This is a genomic window from Streptomyces sp. NPDC045470 (genome assembly GCF_040646595.1).
In the GTDB taxonomy this organism is placed as follows: domain Bacteria; phylum Actinomycetota; class Actinomycetes; order Streptomycetales; family Streptomycetaceae; genus Streptomyces.
Genome location: NZ_JBEZAN010000012.1, coordinates 1 through 16927, shown reverse-complemented (window position 1 = coordinate 16927; position 16927 = coordinate 1). Strand labels below are relative to the sequence as shown.

Genomic DNA, 16927 nt, shown 5'->3' with positions numbered 1-16927 from the left:
GTCTTGTCCGGTGCGGCCGCCGGATATGCGGGCGCCGGCGGCGAAATGCGGCCGCGGGGAGAAATGGTGCCGTTCGGCGACGCCGGGCGGGAAAAGGTCCCGTACAACCAGGGACGGAAGGCCCGCCGCCCGGCCCGTACCCGGGGCACCGGGAAAGCAGCAGGCCGACGGAGCGGCATTCCGCGGCAGCGCATCCGATTTCCGACTCCCCACCGCGCAGCAAAGGACGGATCATGCGACTGATCAATTACGACGTACTGCGGGACCTCGTCCACGAACACCAGCGTCTCACCGAGAGCGGCTCCCCGGCCCGCGAAAGAGAGTGCCGTCTGGAGGACGTGTCCTACACGCTCGGCGTCCACACCGGTCACCGCGACCCCGCCGCCGCCCTCCGCGAGGCCCGTAGCCTGCTGCTCGCGCACGACGCCGGATACCGGCGAGCGGCCTGAAGAAACGCTTCGGCCCGCCTCCTGCCCGGGCAGGAGGCGGGCCGAAGCGTTTCGCGGCTGCTGTCGTTTCAGTGCCCTTCCAGCATTCCCTCGCGCAGCCTCGCGAGAATGCGGGTCAGCAGTCGCGACACCTGCATCTGGGAGATTCCGAGCGCCTTGCCGATCTCCGTCTGGGTGAGTTCGGCGCCGAACCGCAGATGCAGAATCCGCCGCTCCCGCTCTTCGAGTCCGTCCAGCAGCGGTTTGAGTGCCTGCACGTTCTCCGCCATTTCCAGGGCAGGGTCCTCGCCCCCGAGGTAGGCGGCGAGCATCCCGCCCGCGGAACGCGCGTCGCCGTCCTCCGGCGGGGCGTCCAGGGAATCGGCGGAATATCCGTTTCCGGCGTACAGGCCCTCGATGACGTCTTCCTGGTCCAGGTCCAGATGCCGGGCCAGTTCCGCGGTGGTGGGCGCCCGGTTCAGGTCGTGCGCCAGTTTCTCCCGCGCCCTGGCCAGGTCGATACGGAGTTCCTGGAGCCGGCGCGGCACATGCACGGCCCAGCTGGTGTCCCGGAAGTACCGCTTGATCTCCCCGACGATGTACGGCACGGCGAACGCGCTGAACGGCGCCCCGCGCGACAGGTCGAACCGGTCGATCGCCTTGATCAGCCCGATGGTCCCCACCTGCACCATGTCCTCGGTCTCCTCGGCACGGCTGCGGAACCTGCGGACCGCGTAGTGCACCAGGGACAGATTCATCTCGACCAGGCAGTCCCGCGCGTACCGGTGGGCGGGGTCGCCCTCGGGGAGGCCGGCCAGCCGCTCGAAGAAGAGCTGGGACACCTCGCGGGCGTCCTGCGGGGTGACGGCTCCGGCATCCGCCAGCCGGGGCAGCCCGGCCGGTCCGGTCACGGGTCTGTCCCGTACGGGTGCGAGGTCGCTCATCACGCGGTCACCCGCCCGCCGGCCGGGGACGAACGCGGGTGGCGCACGCGGAACCACACCCACTTACCGGAGCGCGTCCGGTCGAAGCCCCAGCCGTCCGCTAGGGCGCCCAGGATTTCCAGGCCCCGGCCGTCCTCGGCCGGCGGCTCGTCCGCGGTGCCGGTGGCCATCGGTACCGTACGGGCGGTGTCCCGGACCGCCGCGAAGAGGCTGCCGTCCGCCTCCCCGATCAGCATCAGCGGGATGTCGGGCGCGGTGGAGTGGCGTACGGCGTTGGCGACCACCTCGGAGAGGCAGGTCCGGCCGCCGCCGAGCGCGTAGCGGTCGGGATCCAGGACGGCGCGGACCGACTCCCGGGCCAGGCGGGGGGCCCGCGGGCCGGCCGGCAGCCGCATCCGCAGGGCGCGGACGCAGTCGTCGGTCGGGGCGCCGGGCGAGGCGCCGGCGGGGGCGTCGGTCGGGGCGTGGGGCAGGGGCATCGTGCGGGTCTTCCCTTCGGTGCCGCAGTCGGGTTCCGGCACCCTCGGTGTGCCCGCCCCGCGGCCCGGAACCCGGGGCTTACGTCCCCGCGTGCGGGACGAAGGCCCCGGAGCCGCGACAGGCCCCAGGGGCCGTACGCGGGTGCGTACGGGCCCTGGGGCCTGTCACTGCCGGCGCGGCGCGGACCCGCCGCGCCCCGCGGGGTCAGCCCTTGCGGGTCTTGACCTCGTCGGTGAGGGCCGGGACGACCTCGAACAGGTCGCCGACCACGCCGTAGTCGACCAGGTCGAAGATCGGCGCCTCGGCGTCCTTGTTGATGGCGACGATGGTCTTCGAGGTCTGCATACCGGCGCGGTGCTGGATCGCGCCGGAGATGCCCGCGGCGATGTACAGCTGCGGCGAGACCGACTTGCCGGTCTGGCCGACCTGGTTGGTGTGCGGGTACCAGCCCGCGTCCACCGCGGCGCGCGAGGCGCCGACGGCCGCACCGAGCGAGTCGGCGAGCGCCTCGATGACCGGGAAGTTCTCGGCGCCGTTGACGCCGCGGCCACCGGAGACCACGATCGCGGCCTCGGTCAGGTCCGGGCGGCCGGTGGACTCGCGCGGGGTGCGCGAGACGACCTTGGTGCCCTTGGAGGCGTCGGCGACGGTCACCGCGAGCTGCTCGACCGTACCGGCGGCCGGAGCGGCCTCCGGGGCGGCGGAGTTGGGCTTGACGGTGATGACCGGGGTGCCCTTGGTGATGCGGGACTTGGTGGTGTACGAGGCGGCGAAGACGGACTGGGTGGCCACCGGGCCCTCGTCGCCGGCCTCCAGGTCGACGGCGTCGGTGATGATGCCGGAGCCGATGCGGACCGCGAGGCGGGCACCGATCTCCTTGCCCTCGGTGGAGGACGGCAGCAGCACGGCGGCCGGGGAGACGGCCTCGTACGCGGCCTGGAGGGCGTCGACCTTCGGCGCGACCAGGTAGTCGGCGAACTCCGCGGCGTCGGCGGTCAGGACCTTGACCGCGCCGTGCTCGGCGAGCGTCGCGGCGGCGGTGTCGGCGCCGGGGCCGAGGTGCACGGCGACCGGCTCGCCGATGCGGCGGGCGAGGGTGAGCAGTTCGAGGGTGGGCTTGCGGACGGCGCCGTCCACGTGGTCGACGTAGACAAGGACTTCAGCCATGGGATTGCTCTCCTGCGGGAAAAGTGAGGGCGGTGGTGCGGACGGGTTTCCGGGGGCTCAGATGAACTTCTGGCCCGCGAGGAACTCGGCGAGCTGCTTGCCGCCCTCGCCCTCGTCCTTGACGATCGTGCCCGCGGTACGGGCGGGACGCTCGGCCGCTTCCTCGACCTTGGTCCAGGCGCCCTCCAGGCCGACCTCGTCCGCCTCGATGTCCAGGTCGTCCAGGTCCAGGGACTCCACCGGCTTCTTCTTGGCGGCCATGATGCCCTTGAAGGAGGGGTAACGGGCCTCGCCGGACTGGTCGGTGACCGACACGACGGCCGGCAGCGACGCCTCCAGGTGCTCGGTGGCGGTGTCACCGTCCCGGCGGCCCTTGACGACACCGCCGTCGACGGAGACCTCGGACAGCTGGGTCACCTGCGGCACGCCCAGGCGCTCGGCGAGCAGCGCGGGCAGCACGCCCATGGTGCCGTCGGTGGAGGCCATGCCGCAGACGACCAGGTCGTAGCCGGTCTTCTCGACGGCCTTGGCGAGGACCAGGGAGGTGCCGAGCGCGTCGGTGCCGTGCAGGTCGTCGTCCTCGACGTGCACGCCCTTGTCGGCGCCCATCGACAGGGCCTTGCGCAGCGCGTCGTTGGCGTCCTCGGGGCCGACGGTCAGGACCGTGATCTCCGCGTCGCCGTCGGCGGCTTCCTTGATCTGCAGGGCCTGCTCGACCGCGTACTCGTCGAGCTCCGAGAGCAGGCCGTCCACGTCGTCGCGGTCGACGGTCAGGTCCTCGGCGAAGTGCCGGTCGCCGGTGGCGTCGGGCACGTACTTCACACAGACAACGATCCTCAGGCTCACGCCGGCTCTCCTACCTGCTTCGACTCTTCCGAACTGCCTTGTGCTGGCAGCATAGGCGCCTGTTGGGGCGGCTTCCGGTCGGACGGGTCTCCCGCGCCCACCGAAATATTACTCGCCAGTACATCCACCCCATTCCCCGGAAGCAAGGCCGTTGAACTGTGACGTTGCCAACGGCCCCGCAAGGGGTGGACGAGGCGCGCCCACGGAACCGGCGGGGCGCACGAAGCGTTGAGACGGCCGCCCGGCGCACACCCGCGCGGGCTCGGAGGGGGCTCTCAGTCGCGCAGGGCGTTGAAGCGGCCCTCGTGGTAGAGGAGCGGGCGGCTGCGGCCCGCCGTGCCGGCGTACCCCTCCGGGTCGCCCTCGACGACCTGGCCGAGCACGATCCGGTGATCACCGGCGGGCACCCGGGCCACCACCTCGCAGACCAGCCAGGCCAGCACGCCGTCCAGCAGCGGCACGCCGTACGGACCCGGGCGCCAGGAGGTCGGCGCGGCGAAGCGGTCGGCGCCGCTGCGCGCGAAGGTGGCGGCCAGCTCCCGCTGGTGCTCGCCCAGTATGTGCACGCCGACGTACCCGGCCTCGGCGACCGTGGCCCAACTGGAGGAGCCGGTGCTGATACCGAAGGACAGCAGCGGCGGGTCGGCGGCCACCGAGGTCACGGAGGTGGCGGTGAAGCCGACCGGGCGGGCGCCCGGGGCGGTGATCACGGCGACGCCCGCCGCGTGCTGCCGGAAGACGGAGCGCAGCAGGTCGGGAGTGGCGGAACGGGGCGTACCGAGGGCGGCTGGTGCCGTCATGGAGGTGTCCTTCTGCCGTGGTGTACGGGACGGAGCGGCGCCGTCGCCGGCGCGGCCGAAGTCGTCGCTGCTCACGCGCCGGGACAGCGCACACCGACGGTGCGCCGGAGGTCCGCGTACGCGCGTCCGTGAAGGAGGGTGCCTGACCGCATGACGTCACCCTGACGATGCGTGTGCCAGGCAGTCAAGTGACGCCGGGCATCTGGGAGATCAATCACGGACCGCGACCCCCAGAGCGGCGATGACATCGGCCTTGCGGGGCTGTCCGGCGGCCCGGCGCACCACCGCGCCGTCCCCGTCGAGAACCAGCACCGTGGGCGTGCGCTCGATCCGCAGGGTCCGCACCAGGTCCAGGTGCGCCTCCGCGTCGATCTCGACGTGCGCCACGCCGTCCACCATGCCGGCCACCTCGGCCAGGGTGCGCCGGGTGGCCCGGCAGGGCTGGCAGAAGGCGCTGGAGAACTGGACGAGCGTGGCCCGCTCCCCCAGTCCGGCGCCGACCTCGGCGGCGCCCAGCCGCGTCCCCACGTCCTGCCCTCGCACGCGTCACCCTCCCTCGCTCCGGTGCGCGGCGCGCCGGGGAAGCCCGCTGCCGCGGGGCGGCGCCGCACACCGTCGGTCCTGTCGTCGACGGGTGCAGCGTCCGCGGCGCCGCGTTCATTCCCGCCGGGTACGGGCGCGAGGTGTACCTTCTGCCGCACCGGGCAACTGGACGGTGTGACCACCACGTGACGAGAATCTCCCGGCAGCGGGGTCCCGTACGGTGGCCCCTGGGCCGCCGATCGGGCACGATCTCCCGAAAGCCGCATACTTACGGCTGCGTAACTTCTTCGCCGGGAGAACCCTCCCCAGGCACAGAAAAGGGGTCCCCGACATGGCAGAGCTCGTCTACCCGCCCGTCATCGGCGCCGCCCGTGCGGCGTTCAAGGCGCTCGACCTGAAGTTCGACATCGCCGGGGCCGACCACATCCCCCGGCGCGGCGGCGCGGTCCTGGTGAGCAACCACATCGGATACCTGGATTTCATCTTCTGCGGGCTGGCCGCCCGCCCCGCCAAGCGCCTGGTGCGCTTCATGGCCAAGGAGTCGGTCTTCCGGCACAAGGTGTCGGGGCCGCTGATGCGCGCGATGAAGCACATCCCGGTGGACCGTACGCAGGGTGTGCACGCCTACAAGCACGCGCTGAGCGCGCTGCGCGGCGGCGAGATCATCGGGGTCTTCCCGGAAGCGACGATCTCGGAGTCCTTCACCCTGAAGACCTTCAAGTCGGGCGCGGCCCGGCTGGCGCAGGAGGCGGGGGTGCCGCTGCTGCCGATGGCGCTGTGGGGCACCCAGCGGCTGTGGACCAAGGGGCACAAGCGGGACCTGGGCCGTAACCACTTCCCCATCACCATCCGGATCGGCGAGCCGGTCGAGGCGTCGCCGGACGAGCAGACGGAGAAGATCACCGACCGGCTGCGCTCCCGCGTGCAGGACCTCCTGGAAGCGGCGCAGCGCGCGTACCCGGTCCGCCCCAAGGGCCCGGAGGACACCTGGTGGGTCCCGGCCCACCTCGGCGGCACCGCTCCCGCACCGGGCGCGACCGCCTGAGCGGCGGCTGCCCGGCCGGTGCGCCACGGGATCATGCCCGCCGGCGCGGCTCGGGCATCTCCAGGGCGGTCGGCAGGAGCTGCCACAGGTGCGGGCGGTCGACGGCCTTCCGGAGGCAGTGCAGCACGGCGGGGTGCGGCTCGGCGAAGAGCAACGGATAGTCCACTTCCCCCAGCTCCGGCCGGACGGGCCAGGCCAGCTGCTCCCGGTCGAGGCGGAACCGCGCGTCGACGCCGGGTTTGTTCCCTCGCGGGTCCTGCCGCGCCCAGCGCCGCTCCCCCGGCAGCTTGAGCGCGATCAGACCGTGCGCGGTGTCCAGCTTCTGGTAGCACAGCGCGGCCGGGATGCCCTCGGCGCGCAGCAGGGCCGTCAGGGCGTGTGCTTTGGCGAAGCAGATGCCGGTGCGCTGCTCCAGGACGTCGGAGGCGCGCCAGGTGACCCGCGGGTCCCCGTGATCGGCGCTGTGCGGGATCGTGTCGCGGACGTACGTGAACGCCGCCTCGGCGTATGAGTATGCGTCCGGCGCCGTGGAGCGCAGCCGCTGAGCGGTGTCGCGCACGACGGTGTGCTCGTGGTCGATCACGTCGTCAGCGGCGAGGTAGGCGGACATGTCGGGCTCGTACTGGAGCAGCTCCATGAACCATGAAGATAGTGATGCGCCCGACCGGAAGCAAATACTTTTCCGGTCGGGCGCATATTCACTCAGCCGAGGGTCGAGGGCGGGGCCGGATCAGCGGCCCATCTCCTCGCGCAGAGCGGTCAGCAGACCGTCCACGTCCTCCTCCGTCGTGTCGAAGGAGCACATCCAGCGGACATCGCCCGCGGCCTCGTCCCAGAAGTAGAAGCGGTAGCGCTTCTGGAGCCGCTCGGTGACGTCGTGCGGCAGGCGCGCGAAGACGGCGTTGGCCTGGACGGGGTAGAGGATCTCCACGCCGTCCACCTCGCGGACGCCGGCGGCGAGCCGCTGGGCCATGCTGTTGGCGTGCCGGGCGTTGCGCAGCCAGAGGTCGCGCGTGAGCAGCGCCTCCAACTGCACGGATATGAAGCGCATCTTGGAGGCGAGCTGCATGGACATCTTGCGTACGTGCTTCATCGCCCGCACCGCGTCCGGGTTGACGACCACCACGGCTTCGCCGAACAGTGCCCCGTTCTTCGTGCCGCCCAGGGAGAGCACGTCCACGCCGACCGCGTTCGTGAACGCCCGCATCGGTACGTCCAGCGACGCCGCCGCGTTGGCGATCCGCGACCCGTCCAGGTGCACCAGCATGTTGCGCTCGTGGGCGTGCTCGCAGATGGCCCGCACCTCGTCGGGGGTGTAGACCGTGCCCAGCTCGGTGTTCTGGGTGATCGAGACGACCTGCGGCATCGCGCGGTGCTCGTCGTCCCAGCCGTACGCCTCGCGGTCGATCAGGTCCGGGGTGAGCTTGCCGTCCTCGGTCGGTACGGTCAGCAGCTTCAGGCCGCCGACCCGCTCCGGGGCGCCGCACTCGTCCACGTGGATGTGCGCGGTGTCCGCGCAGATCACCGCGCCCCAGCGCTCGGTCATCGCCTGGAGGGCGACGACGTTGGCGCCGGTGCCGTTGAAGACCGGGAACGCTTCGGCGGTCTGCCCGAAGTGGCTGCGGACCGTCCGCTGGAGCGCTTCGGTGTACTCGTCCTCGCCGTAGGCGACCTGGTGGCCGCCGTTGGCGAGGGCGAGGGCCGCCAGCACCTCCGGGTGGGCGCCGGCGTAGTTGTCGCTGGCGAAGCCGCGTACCGCCGGGTCGTGGCGCCGCCGGGCGTCGGTCTGCCGTTCGGTCACGCTTCGGGGGTCAGCCACAGACGCTGTCCATTCACTTCCTGGGCGGGCCGCTCCCAGACGCCGCTGACGGCCTGGGCCAGGTCCTTGACGTCCGTGAAGCCCGCGAACTTGGCATTCGGGCGCTCGGCGCGCATCTGGTCGTTGACGAGCGCCTTGACCACCAGGATGGCAGCCGCCGCCTTCGGGCCGTCCTCGCCCCCGGCCTTGCGGAAGGCGTCGCCGAGGGCCAGTGTCCATGCCTCGGCCGCCGCCTTGGACGCGGCGTACGCGGCGTTCCCGGCCGTGGGCTTGCTCGCGCCCGCCGCGCTGACCAGCAGGTACCGGCCGTTCCCGGACCGCTCCAGCGCACCCTGGAAGGCGAGCGAGGTGTGCTGGACCGTACGGATGAGCAGCTTCTCCAGCAGGTCCCAGTCGCCGAGGTCGGTCTCCGCGAAGGACGCGGAGCCGCGCCAGCCGCCGACCAGGTGCACCAGGCCGTCGATCCGGCCGAACTCCTTCTCCGTACGGTCGGCCCAGCCGCGGGTCGCGTCCAGGTCCAGCAGGTCCACGGTGTCGCCGGTGACGGTGGCGCCGCCGTGCGCGTACCGCGCGGCGTCCACGGCCTCCGCCAGCCGTGCGGCGTCCGCGTCGGCGGCGACCACGGTCGCCCCCGCCTCGGCGAGCCGCAGCAGCGTCGCCCGCCCCGCGGGGCCGGCCGCCCCGGCCACCGCGACGACCGCGCCTTCCAGCAGTCCCTGGCCGTTGGTCGCAGTACTCATGTTCCTCGTCTCCTTGTGCTCCGGCGTGCCCTGGGTACCGCCGGCGCTCACACCGCCGCCAGTACGTCGCTTCCGGCTGTGATGCCCTTGGTGGAGGCAATCACGCCGCGCAGTTTCTTGGCGAGAGCCTCGTAGAACATGCTCAGCGGGAACTCGTCCGGCAGGACGTCGTCGACCAGCTTGCGCGGCGGCTTGTCGAGGTCGAGCGCGTCGGGGCCCTTGGCCCAGACGGAGCCGGGGTGCGGGGCCAGGTAGGTGGAGACGAGGTCGTAGGCGGCGAACCAGTGGACCAGCTTGGGGCGGTCGATGCCGTCCCGGTAGAGCTTCTCGATCTCGCCGCACAGCTGGTTGGTGACCTGCGGGGCGCGCTCCCAGTCGATGTGGAGGGTGTTGTCCGTCCAGCGTACGACGTCGTGCCGGTGCAGGTACGCGAAGAGGAGCTGGCCGCCGAGGCCGTCGTAGTTGCGTACCCGGTCGCCGGTGACGGGGAAGCGGAACATCCGGTCGAAGATCACCGCGTACTGCACGTCGCGGGCCTGACGGAAGCCCTCGGCCTCCAGCTTGACGGCCTCCTTGAAGGCGGTCAGGTCGCAGCGCAGCTCCTCCAGGCCGTACATCCAGAACGGCTGCCGCTGCTTGATCATGAAGGGGTCGAACGGCAGGTCGCCGTGGCTGTGGGTGCGGTCGTGGACCATGTCCCAGAGCACGAACGCCTGCTGGCAGCGGTCCTGGTCGGCGAGCATCTCGCGGATGTCGGCGGGCAGTTCGACGCCCAGTGTCTCGACGGCGGCCTCGCTGACCCGGCGGAAGCGGGCGGCCTCGCGGTCGCAGAAGATGCCGCCCCAGGTGAAGCGCTCGGGTGCCTCGCGCACGGCGATGGTCTCCGGGAAGAGCACGGCGGAGTTGGTGTCGTACCCGGCGGTGAAGTCCTCGAAGGTGATGCCGCAGAACAGCGGGTTGTCGTAACGGGTACGCTCCAGCTCCGCCAGCCACTCGGGCCAGACCATGCGCAGCACGACCGCCTCGAAGTTGCGGTCCGGGTTGCCGTTCTGCGTGTACATGGGAAAGACGACCAGGTGCTGGCGGCCGTCGACACGCTCCCGCGCGGGCTGGAAGGCCAGCAGCGAGTCGAGGAAGTCGGGCACGGCGAAGCCGCCGTCGGCCCAGCGGCGCAGGTCCGCCACGAGCGCCAGATGGTAGGCGGCGTCGTGCGGGAGCAGCGGCGCCAGCTCCTCGATGGCCGATATGGCGCGCTCGACCTCGCGCCGGACGTCGTCGGCGGCGGGCACGCCCTCGGCGTCGAGGTCGATCGAGCCGTCCTTGGACTGCCACGGGCGGATGGCCTCGACGGCGTCCTTGAGCACCGGCCACGCGGGATGCGCGACCACACGCTCTGCGGTCCCGATGCCCCCCGGGGCACCCACAGGCGAAAGAATTTCCGTCATGACTACCCTCCGGCAGGAGATCCTGTTGTGCGGACACGGTATCCACGGGCCCTCCGCGACCTCAAGAGCCTCAGGGAAAATTCTTTCGTCAAACCCCTATGGTCACGAATCTTTTTCCTGCCTGCCGAAGCTGGAGCGGAAGTTTCTGTCAGTCCGACCTATGCCTACCGCGCATCCTCCAGCACGTTTCAACACGTACCGACACGTACCCGCAACGGGTCGTCCCCTCCGGTGGAGGGCGTCCGCCGGACACCCGGCACGACGGACGGCCACGGCGGACCGGCCTTCGGTGAGCGGGTGGTTCCGGCCGTTTCCCGTCCGCCCGTCGAGCCGCTCCCGTACGGCACCGTCCCGTACGGAGCACCGCGCGCACCCGGCGGCCGGGCCCGCCAACTGGGGTTCGGCGGCTCGGCGCCCCGGTACGGCGCCTGCGCCCCGCCTCGGCGCCCACACCCACCGCCTTGACCGGTTCCTGTCACTCCCCTTCCGCTCTCCTGCCGCCCGCCCGTCGCCGTGGCCCGCCGTACGGGCCGTCCCGGCCGCCCCGCACCCCTGCGGACCGCCCCGCCGGCCCGCCGCGTCAGCGCGCGGAGGACTCGCCCACGCACGAGTGAGCCGCATTCCGGGCGGAAGCCCCCGGCCGGAGCGGCGCGACGCCCCGGCGCACGCCCCTCGCCGCGGTTCCGGCCGCCGCGAGCCCCGACGCCACCCCGGATTTCCCGGCCCCGGCGGGTGTGGCCGCAGACCTGACAAGTCCCCGTTCCGGCCACGTCGGAGCGCTGTCCGACATCGGTTCCGGCCTTCCGGGCGCCCGTTAGGCTGTGCGCCGTTTCGAAAGTGCAGCCGGTGGGCCCGCGCTCGGGACAGGTCCGGCAGCAGTGGCCCGCGGCCGGTACCGGTCTGCCGGCACCCCCGACAGAAACGAGGCAGCCTTGTCCTTTCTCACCATCGGACACCGCGGGATGATGGGCGTCGAGCCGGAGAACACCCTGCGCTCGTTCGCCCGCGCCGAACGCGAAGGTCTCGACGTCATCGAGCTGGACCTGCACCTGAGCAAGGACGGCGCGCTCGTGGTCATGCACGACGCGGACGTGGACCGCACGACCGACGGGACGGGGCCGATCGCCGACCGCACCCTGGCCGAGCTGCGCGAACTGGACGCCGGCGACGGCGAGCGGATTCCGGTGTTCGAGGAGATCGTGGACGCGGTACGGGCACCGCTGCAGGCGGAGATCAAGGACGCGGCCGCCGCCCGGGCACTCGCCGACGTCCTGCGCGCCCGTGACCTGACCGCCCGGGTCGAGGTGATCTCCTTCCACGACGAGGCGCTGGCCACCGTCTCCCGGCTGCTGCCCGGCGTACGGACCGCACTGGTCGCCGAGCACTACGGCATCGACGTGGTGGACCGCGCCCGGGCCGTGGGCGCCTCGGCGCTCTCCCTCGACATCCGCAGGCTCACCCTGGAGCTGGTGGAACGGGCCCACACCGCGGGGCTGCGCGTGCTCGGCTGGACCGTCAACACCCACGACCAGCTCCGGCTCAGCCGCGGCCTGGGGCTGGACGGCGTGGTGACCGACTTCCCCGAGATCCGGCGGGCGGTGCGGTTCACGGCCTGAAGTGCGGCGCGGCGGCGGCAGGCCGCCGCAGGACGCGGGTACGGGCGGGTCACCGCATGACGAGCGGTACGGGCGGTACGGGCGGGCTGCCGCGGTACGGGGCGGCCCGCCCGGCGCCTCAGCCGAGCGTCTTGACCAGCAGCTCGAACTCCAGGTCGGCGCGCTGCGGGATGCCGAACCGCTCGTCACCGTACGGGAACGGGAACATCTTCCCGGTACGCCGGAAGCCGCGCCGCTCGTACCAGGCGATCAGCTCGTCCCGCTGCCGGATGACCGTCATCCGCATCTCGGCCGCGTCCCACTCGGCGCGGGCGGTGCGCTCCGCCTCGGCCATGATGACTTTGCCGAAGCCACCGCCCTGGAGCTCGGGCCGGACCGCGAACATGCCGAAGTACACGTGGTCGCCGCGGTGTTCGAGCTGGCAGCAGGCGACGACCTCCCCCGCGTTCTCGGCGAGCAGCAGCCGGCTGTCCGCGTCGCGCACGACGGCCGTGACACCCTCCGGGTCGGTGCGCTGGCCTTCCAGCAGGTCCGCCTCGGTGGTCCAGCCGACCCGGCTCGCGTCGCCGCGGTAGGCGGACTCGATCAGCTCGACGACCGCCGGGACGTCGGCTTCGGTGGCGGTTCTGTAGGTCAGCTCGACGGTCGGCATCGGCGGTGTCCTCTCGGTGGCGTGCGGCGCGGCGTACGGGCGCCGGCGCCGGGGCGTCGCGCGGTACGGCCGTACCGGAGGCTAACAAGAGCGACCGCGCCACCGCCCGGCCCGCCCGAAGGCGTAGGGTCCGCAGCATGGTGCATGTACTGAGCAGCAGGGTGCTGGTGCGGCCGTCCGACCCCGAGCGGTCGCGGGAGTTCTACGGCGGCGCGCTGGGCCTGGAGGTCTACCGCGAATTCGGTACCGGCCCGGAGCGCGGCACGGTCTACTTCCTCGGCGGCGGCTTCCTGGAGGTCTCCGGCCGCTCCCCCGAGCCCCCCACGACCACGCTCCAACTCTGGCTCCAGGTCGCCGACGCCGCCGCGACGCACGAGGAACTGGTGGCCCGTGGGGTGGAGGTCCTGCGCCCTCCGGTGAAGGAGCCGTGGGGCCTGATCGAGATGTGGATCGCGGACCCGGACGGCCACCGCATCGTGCTGACCGAGGTCCCGGCGGACCACCCGCTGCGGTACCGGCCCGGCATCTGACCTCCGCGGCTCCGCCCGCCCATGCTCCCCACCGTGCGCCCGTGCGCTCCCGATGCCGGGTTTCCGGCGGGCGTCCCCGACCCGTCAGCGGGGCACGATGCCGCTGTACCGGGCCGCACGACGCCGCGCCGCACCGTCGCCCGCGTGCGACCGCCGTACGGGCTCTCGGGGAGGACGCCGTGCACGGACCGCCATGGGTCGGCTGGCTGCTGGTGCTGCTGTGTGCCGGAGCGGGCGCGTACTGCCTGTCGAGCGTACGGCGCGGTACGGCCGCACAGCGGCGGGAAGCGCGCGGTGAGGCGCTGATGGGGCTGGGCATGGCGGCGATGGCCGTACCCGCCACGGCCGTGGCGCAGCCACCCTGGGCCCCCTGGGCGTTCGCGGCCGTCTTCGGCGCCGCGGGCCTGTGGGCGCTGCTGCACAGGCATCCGCACCACGCGGTGGGCGCGGCGGCGATGGTCTACATGTCCCTGGCGATGGTGTCCGTCCCCGGCGGCGGGCCGGGTGGTGGTGCGCACACGTCACACGCGGGGTCCATGGAGCACATGGGGTCGACGGGGCCTGGCGGACTGCCGGTGTTCACGGTGCTGCTCCTGGCCTACTACGCCGTGTACGTCGTCGCCGCCGGCGTACGGCTGACACCGGCGGCCGCTCCCGGCACGGCGGACGACGCCGTGCAAGCCCCGGCGCGGGCCTCCTGGCCGGAGGTCGTGGGAGCGTGCCGGGTGGCGATGGGCATCGGCATGTTCGCGATGCTGCTGGTCCTTTGAGTCTGGCCCTTCGAGCTTCGGGGGCCGTGGTATACGTCACTTCCGAGGCGGATCGTACCTCGCAGTAGCCGCGCGCTCATAGGCTGAAGCCATGATGGTCCCCCTCGCGCTGATGATGCTCGGCGCGCTGGTCGCGGCGACGGCGCCGCGCCTGATGGCCCGCGCCGAATGGCCCGACCGCGAACCGGTGCTCGCCCTGTGGGTGTGGCAGTGCGTGGTCGCCACCGTACTGCTGTGCTGCGCCCTCGCGATGTCCCTCTTCGGCGCCGCCGCGTGGGAAGCCGTACGCAGTCACCTCTTCGGCCATGCGCCGCGCGTCGTCGTCGAGGCGTACGCCCTCAAGGACTACGGCCCGTGGTCCGGCGTACTGGCCGCAATACTGGCGGGCGGCGGCGCGTGGACGGCCGTCATGCTCACCCGCGAGGTACGCGGCGCCCGCGCCCGGCGGCGGCAGCGGCGCACCGACCTGCTGCGGCGCTCCCCGCTGCTGCCCGGCGAGGAGCCCTCCGGTGACCGGCTCGTGGTCCTCGAAGGCGACCGCCCCGAAGCGTGGTGGCTGCCCGGCGCCACCCCTCAACTGGTCGTCACCACCTCGGCGTTGCGCCGCCTGAAAGGCCGTCAGCTCGACGCGCTGATCGCCCACGAGCAGGGCCACGCGCGGGCCCGCCACGACGTGCTGCTGTACTGCGCCTCGGCCCTCGCGGCCGGATTCCCGCAGGTCCCGGTCTTCGCCGCGTTCCGCGACCAGGTGCACCGGCTGGTCGAACTGGCCGCCGACGACGTGGCCTCGCGCCGCTTCGGCCGCCTGACGATCGCCCTGGCCCTGGTCGAACTCAACGAGGACCGCGGGGTGTTCGGTCCCTGCCCCGCCCAGTGCGCCCAGCTCCCCCACCGCGTACACCGCCTGCTCGCCCCGGCCCCGCGCTTCACCCCCGGCCGCCGCCTGCGCATGACCGCGGTCGCGGCTCTCGTCCCGGCGATCCCGCTCCTGGTGACGTTCATACCGGGACTGAGCGCGCTGACGTACTGAGGGGCGAGGAGCGCGCTGAGGGGGTACGGGCGCGGGGGCGTGAGCGCACGGGCGCACCGAGGCGGTTCGGGCGTACGCGGCCGGGCACCCGCCGTCGTACGAACACACCCCCGTACGGAGTCTCCCTGGCCCCACCCCGCACGCCTCCGCGAGGATTCCCTCATGCCCCCCACCCCCGCCACCCTCCCGGCGCCCAGCACGTCGCCCCCCTCACCACGCCGCTCCGTACGCCTCGCTCTCCTCCTGCTCCTTCCCTTCACCGCCCTCCTCGCCCTGGTGGCCGCCCGCTGGAGCCCGCTGCTCGCCTTCGACCACGGCATCGCCACGTCCCTGCACCGCACGGCCGTCACGGCCCCCGGTCTGACTTCCGTCAACAAAATCTTCTCGGACTGGGTGTGGGACCCGTGGACCCTGCGGGCCCTCCTGGCCGTCGCGGTCGTCGCACTACTGCGCCGCGGGCAGTGGCTGCTCGGCTGCTGGGTGGCCGTCACAGCAGCCGTCGGGACGGCGTTGCAGCAGGTGCTGAAGGCGCTCGTGGGGCGCCAGCGTCCGGAGTGGCCGGACCCCGTCGACTCCGCGCACTACGCGGCCTTCCCCTCCGGCCACGCCATGACGGCCGCGGTGGCGGGCGGCCTGGCACTGTGGCTGCTGCGGCTGTCCGGGGCCCGTCGGCGCCGGCTGTGGGCGGCCGCGGTGCTGGTCGGCGTTTCCGTGGCGGGTGTCGGGCTCACCCGCGTCTACCTGGGAGTCCACTGGGCCACGGACGTGCTCGGGGGCTGGCTGCTGGGCGGGGCGCTGGTGGCGGCCGCGGCGGCCGGGTACGCCCGCCGGTACGGAACGCGGCGATGACGGAGGGCCGCCGACGCGCCAGGATGGCCCTATGACGATCAAAGGTGTGCTCTTCGACTTCTCCGGGACGCTGCTGCGCATCGAATCGCCGGAGAGCTGGCTGCGGGCGGTACTGCACGAGACCGGGACGGACGTCGCGGAGGAGGAGGTGGCCCGCCTCGCGGCGGAGCTGAGCCGAGCCGGCGCGCTGCCCGGCGGTTCGTCGCCGGACCACATGCCGCCCGAGCTGGCCGCGCTCTGGGAGGTCCGGGACCGCAGCGCCGACCGGCACCGCGAGCTGTACACCGGACTGGCCCGGCAAGTACCGCTGCCCGACGACGCGTTGTACGACGCGCTGTACGAACGCCACATGACACCCGCCGCGTGGGCGCCGTACCCGGATGCCGCCGAGGTCCTGTCCGAGCTGCGGCGGCGCGGCATCCGCACCGGCGTGGTCAGCAACATCGGCTGGGACCTGCGGCCGGTGCTCCGCGCACACGGCCTCGACCGCTTCGTCGACAGCTACGTCCTGTCGTACGAACACGGCATCCAGAAGCCCGACCCACGACTGTTCGAGATCGCCTGCGAGGAACTGGGACTGCCCCCCACGGAGGTCCTGATGGTGGGCGACGACCGCACCGCGGACGGCGGAGCCACCGCCCTGGGCTGCACCTACCTCCCCGTCGACCACGTCCCGCCCCCCGAACGCCCCGACGGCCTCCGCCCCGCCCTGGCCTCGGCCGGCTGACCTTCGCACACCCGGCGGGCACCTTGTGGCGCCGGAAACCGGGGGCGGTCCCCTTCGCCCGACCGGCGCCCACGGATCCACGCAAAGGCGGCAGAAACAAGCAGCTCCATTCGGTCTCACTTCTCGCCGCGCCGCGGACAGCCCACATCGGAAGGCTGTGGCCGCCCGGACCACATACGGCCAATTACTTGTTCAGCGAACAGCTACGGCCGTGAAAGTGACTGAAGCGTTGTCAGTGGCTCGCGATAGGTTGTGGGAACACGCGAAAGCACAGTTCCTGGGGGGGACCTATGGCCGGTGACGGCTTTGACATAGATACGGACCAACTCAAGTCCGCGGCGCCGCGTTTCCACCGGGAAGCGAACGCGCTGGCGAAGGCGACGAGCAAACTCAAAGGCCGTCTGGACGGCCTCGGCTCGCCGTGGGGAGACGACGAGCAGGGACAGAAGTTCCAGCACATGTACGCCCCGCACCGCGAGCAAATAGAAAAGGCCGC

At 72.4% G+C, this 16927-nt stretch carries 20 protein-coding genes; 9 read left to right on the top strand and 11 right to left on the bottom strand.

Translation table 11 applies throughout. The annotated features are described in order from the left end of the window. Positions 1-233: 233 nt before the first annotated feature. The gene (locus tag AB0A97_RS27825; RefSeq protein WP_361155000.1) at positions 234-449 is read left to right on the top strand and encodes a DUF5133 domain-containing protein; all 216 of its coding nucleotides are present in this window, start codon (positions 234-236) and stop codon (positions 447-449) included. A gap of 68 nt (positions 450-517) precedes the next feature. Here AB0A97_RS27825 and AB0A97_RS27820 read toward each other — a convergent pair whose 3' ends face one another. The 6 genes from AB0A97_RS27820 to AB0A97_RS27795 all read right to left on the bottom strand — a co-directional run bounded on the left by AB0A97_RS27820 (position 518) and on the right by AB0A97_RS27795 (position 5208). Then, complete coding sequence (locus tag AB0A97_RS27820; RefSeq protein ID WP_361154999.1) at positions 518-1372, bottom strand: RNA polymerase sigma factor SigF; 855 nt, start codon at positions 1370-1372, stop codon at positions 518-520. Continuing rightward, positions 1372-1851 carry an ATP-binding protein gene (locus AB0A97_RS27815; RefSeq protein WP_361154998.1) on the bottom strand — a complete coding sequence of 160 codons (480 nt, stop codon included), beginning with the start codon at positions 1849-1851 and terminating at the stop codon, positions 1372-1374. The genes AB0A97_RS27820 and AB0A97_RS27815 overlap by 1 nt, the downstream gene beginning before the upstream one ends. Before the next feature lie 205 nt (positions 1852-2056). Further along, positions 2057-3019, bottom strand: a complete 963-nt coding sequence (locus AB0A97_RS27810; RefSeq protein ID WP_361154996.1) for an electron transfer flavoprotein subunit alpha/FixB family protein — start codon at positions 3017-3019, stop codon at positions 2057-2059. A 57-nt stretch (positions 3020-3076) separates the two neighbouring features. Beyond that, positions 3077-3865 carry an electron transfer flavoprotein subunit beta/FixA family protein gene (locus AB0A97_RS27805; RefSeq protein WP_125048215.1) on the bottom strand — a complete coding sequence of 263 codons (789 nt, stop codon included), beginning with the start codon at positions 3863-3865 and terminating at the stop codon, positions 3077-3079. A gap of 275 nt (positions 3866-4140) precedes the next feature. Further along, positions 4141-4665, bottom strand: a complete 525-nt coding sequence (locus tag AB0A97_RS27800; RefSeq protein WP_361155248.1) for a flavin reductase family protein — start codon at positions 4663-4665, stop codon at positions 4141-4143. A gap of 210 nt (positions 4666-4875) precedes the next feature. Continuing rightward, the gene (locus AB0A97_RS27795; RefSeq protein WP_361154994.1) at positions 4876-5208 is read right to left on the bottom strand and encodes a thioredoxin family protein; all 333 of its coding nucleotides are present in this window, start codon (positions 5206-5208) and stop codon (positions 4876-4878) included. Between the two features lie 331 nt (positions 5209-5539). On the opposite strand from AB0A97_RS27795, the gene AB0A97_RS27790 reads away from it, so the two are divergent. Beyond that, positions 5540-6253, top strand: a complete 714-nt coding sequence (locus tag AB0A97_RS27790) for a lysophospholipid acyltransferase family protein (RefSeq protein WP_361154992.1) — start codon at positions 5540-5542, stop codon at positions 6251-6253. A 31-nt stretch (positions 6254-6284) separates the two neighbouring features. Here AB0A97_RS27790 and AB0A97_RS27785 read toward each other — a convergent pair whose 3' ends face one another. The 4 genes from AB0A97_RS27785 to AB0A97_RS27770 form a co-directional block, all read right to left on the bottom strand. Continuing rightward, positions 6285-6890 (bottom strand): transglutaminase family protein, encoded by a 606-nt coding sequence (locus AB0A97_RS27785; RefSeq protein WP_361154991.1) that lies wholly within the window; start codon positions 6888-6890, stop codon positions 6285-6287. A gap of 93 nt (positions 6891-6983) precedes the next feature. Then, positions 6984-8054: a low specificity L-threonine aldolase gene (locus AB0A97_RS27780; RefSeq protein ID WP_361154989.1), complete on the bottom strand. Its 1071-nt coding sequence runs from the start codon at positions 8052-8054 to the stop codon at positions 6984-6986. Next, on the bottom strand, positions 8051-8812 hold the full coding sequence (locus AB0A97_RS27775) for an SDR family NAD(P)-dependent oxidoreductase (protein ID WP_361154987.1): 762 nt from the start codon (positions 8810-8812) through the stop codon (positions 8051-8053). The genes AB0A97_RS27780 and AB0A97_RS27775 overlap by 4 nt, the downstream gene beginning before the upstream one ends. A 47-nt stretch (positions 8813-8859) precedes the next feature. Then, complete coding sequence (locus tag AB0A97_RS27770; RefSeq protein WP_361154985.1) at positions 8860-10257, bottom strand: DUF6421 family protein; 1398 nt, start codon at positions 10255-10257, stop codon at positions 8860-8862. A 932-nt stretch (positions 10258-11189) separates the two neighbouring features. Here AB0A97_RS27770 and AB0A97_RS27765 point away from each other — a divergent pair. Continuing rightward, complete coding sequence (locus tag AB0A97_RS27765; protein WP_361154984.1) at positions 11190-11873, top strand: glycerophosphodiester phosphodiesterase family protein; 684 nt, start codon at positions 11190-11192, stop codon at positions 11871-11873. 118 nt (positions 11874-11991) lie between these two features. Here the strand turns inward: AB0A97_RS27765 and AB0A97_RS27760 are convergent, their stop codons facing one another. Continuing rightward, positions 11992-12525, bottom strand: a complete 534-nt coding sequence (locus AB0A97_RS27760) for a GNAT family N-acetyltransferase (RefSeq protein ID WP_361154982.1) — start codon at positions 12523-12525, stop codon at positions 11992-11994. Positions 12526-12662: 137 nt separating this feature from the next. On the opposite strand from AB0A97_RS27760, the gene AB0A97_RS27755 reads away from it, so the two are divergent. The 6 genes from AB0A97_RS27755 to AB0A97_RS27730 all read left to right on the top strand — a co-directional run. Then, positions 12663-13055, top strand: a complete 393-nt coding sequence (locus AB0A97_RS27755) for a VOC family protein (RefSeq protein WP_361154980.1) — start codon at positions 12663-12665, stop codon at positions 13053-13055. A 179-nt stretch (positions 13056-13234) separates the two neighbouring features. Continuing rightward, positions 13235-13825: a DUF5134 domain-containing protein gene (locus tag AB0A97_RS27750; protein ID WP_361154978.1), complete on the top strand. Its 591-nt coding sequence runs from the start codon at positions 13235-13237 to the stop codon at positions 13823-13825. 91 nt (positions 13826-13916) lie between these two features. After that, positions 13917-14855 carry a M56 family metallopeptidase gene (locus AB0A97_RS27745; protein WP_361154976.1) on the top strand — a complete coding sequence of 313 codons (939 nt, stop codon included), beginning with the start codon at positions 13917-13919 and terminating at the stop codon, positions 14853-14855. Between the two features lie 162 nt (positions 14856-15017). Further along, entirely contained in the window at positions 15018-15704 is a 687-nt protein-coding gene (locus tag AB0A97_RS27740) for a phosphatase PAP2 family protein (RefSeq protein WP_361154974.1), read from the top strand. A 31-nt stretch (positions 15705-15735) separates the two neighbouring features. Beyond that, positions 15736-16431, top strand: coding sequence for an HAD-IA family hydrolase (locus AB0A97_RS27735; RefSeq protein ID WP_361154972.1), 696 nt, complete (start codon positions 15736-15738; stop codon positions 16429-16431). Positions 16432-16721: 290 nt separating this feature from the next. Then, positions 16722-16927, top strand: a 206-nt coding sequence (locus tag AB0A97_RS27730; RefSeq protein WP_361154970.1) for a hypothetical protein, incomplete at its 3' end; no start/stop codon positions are given.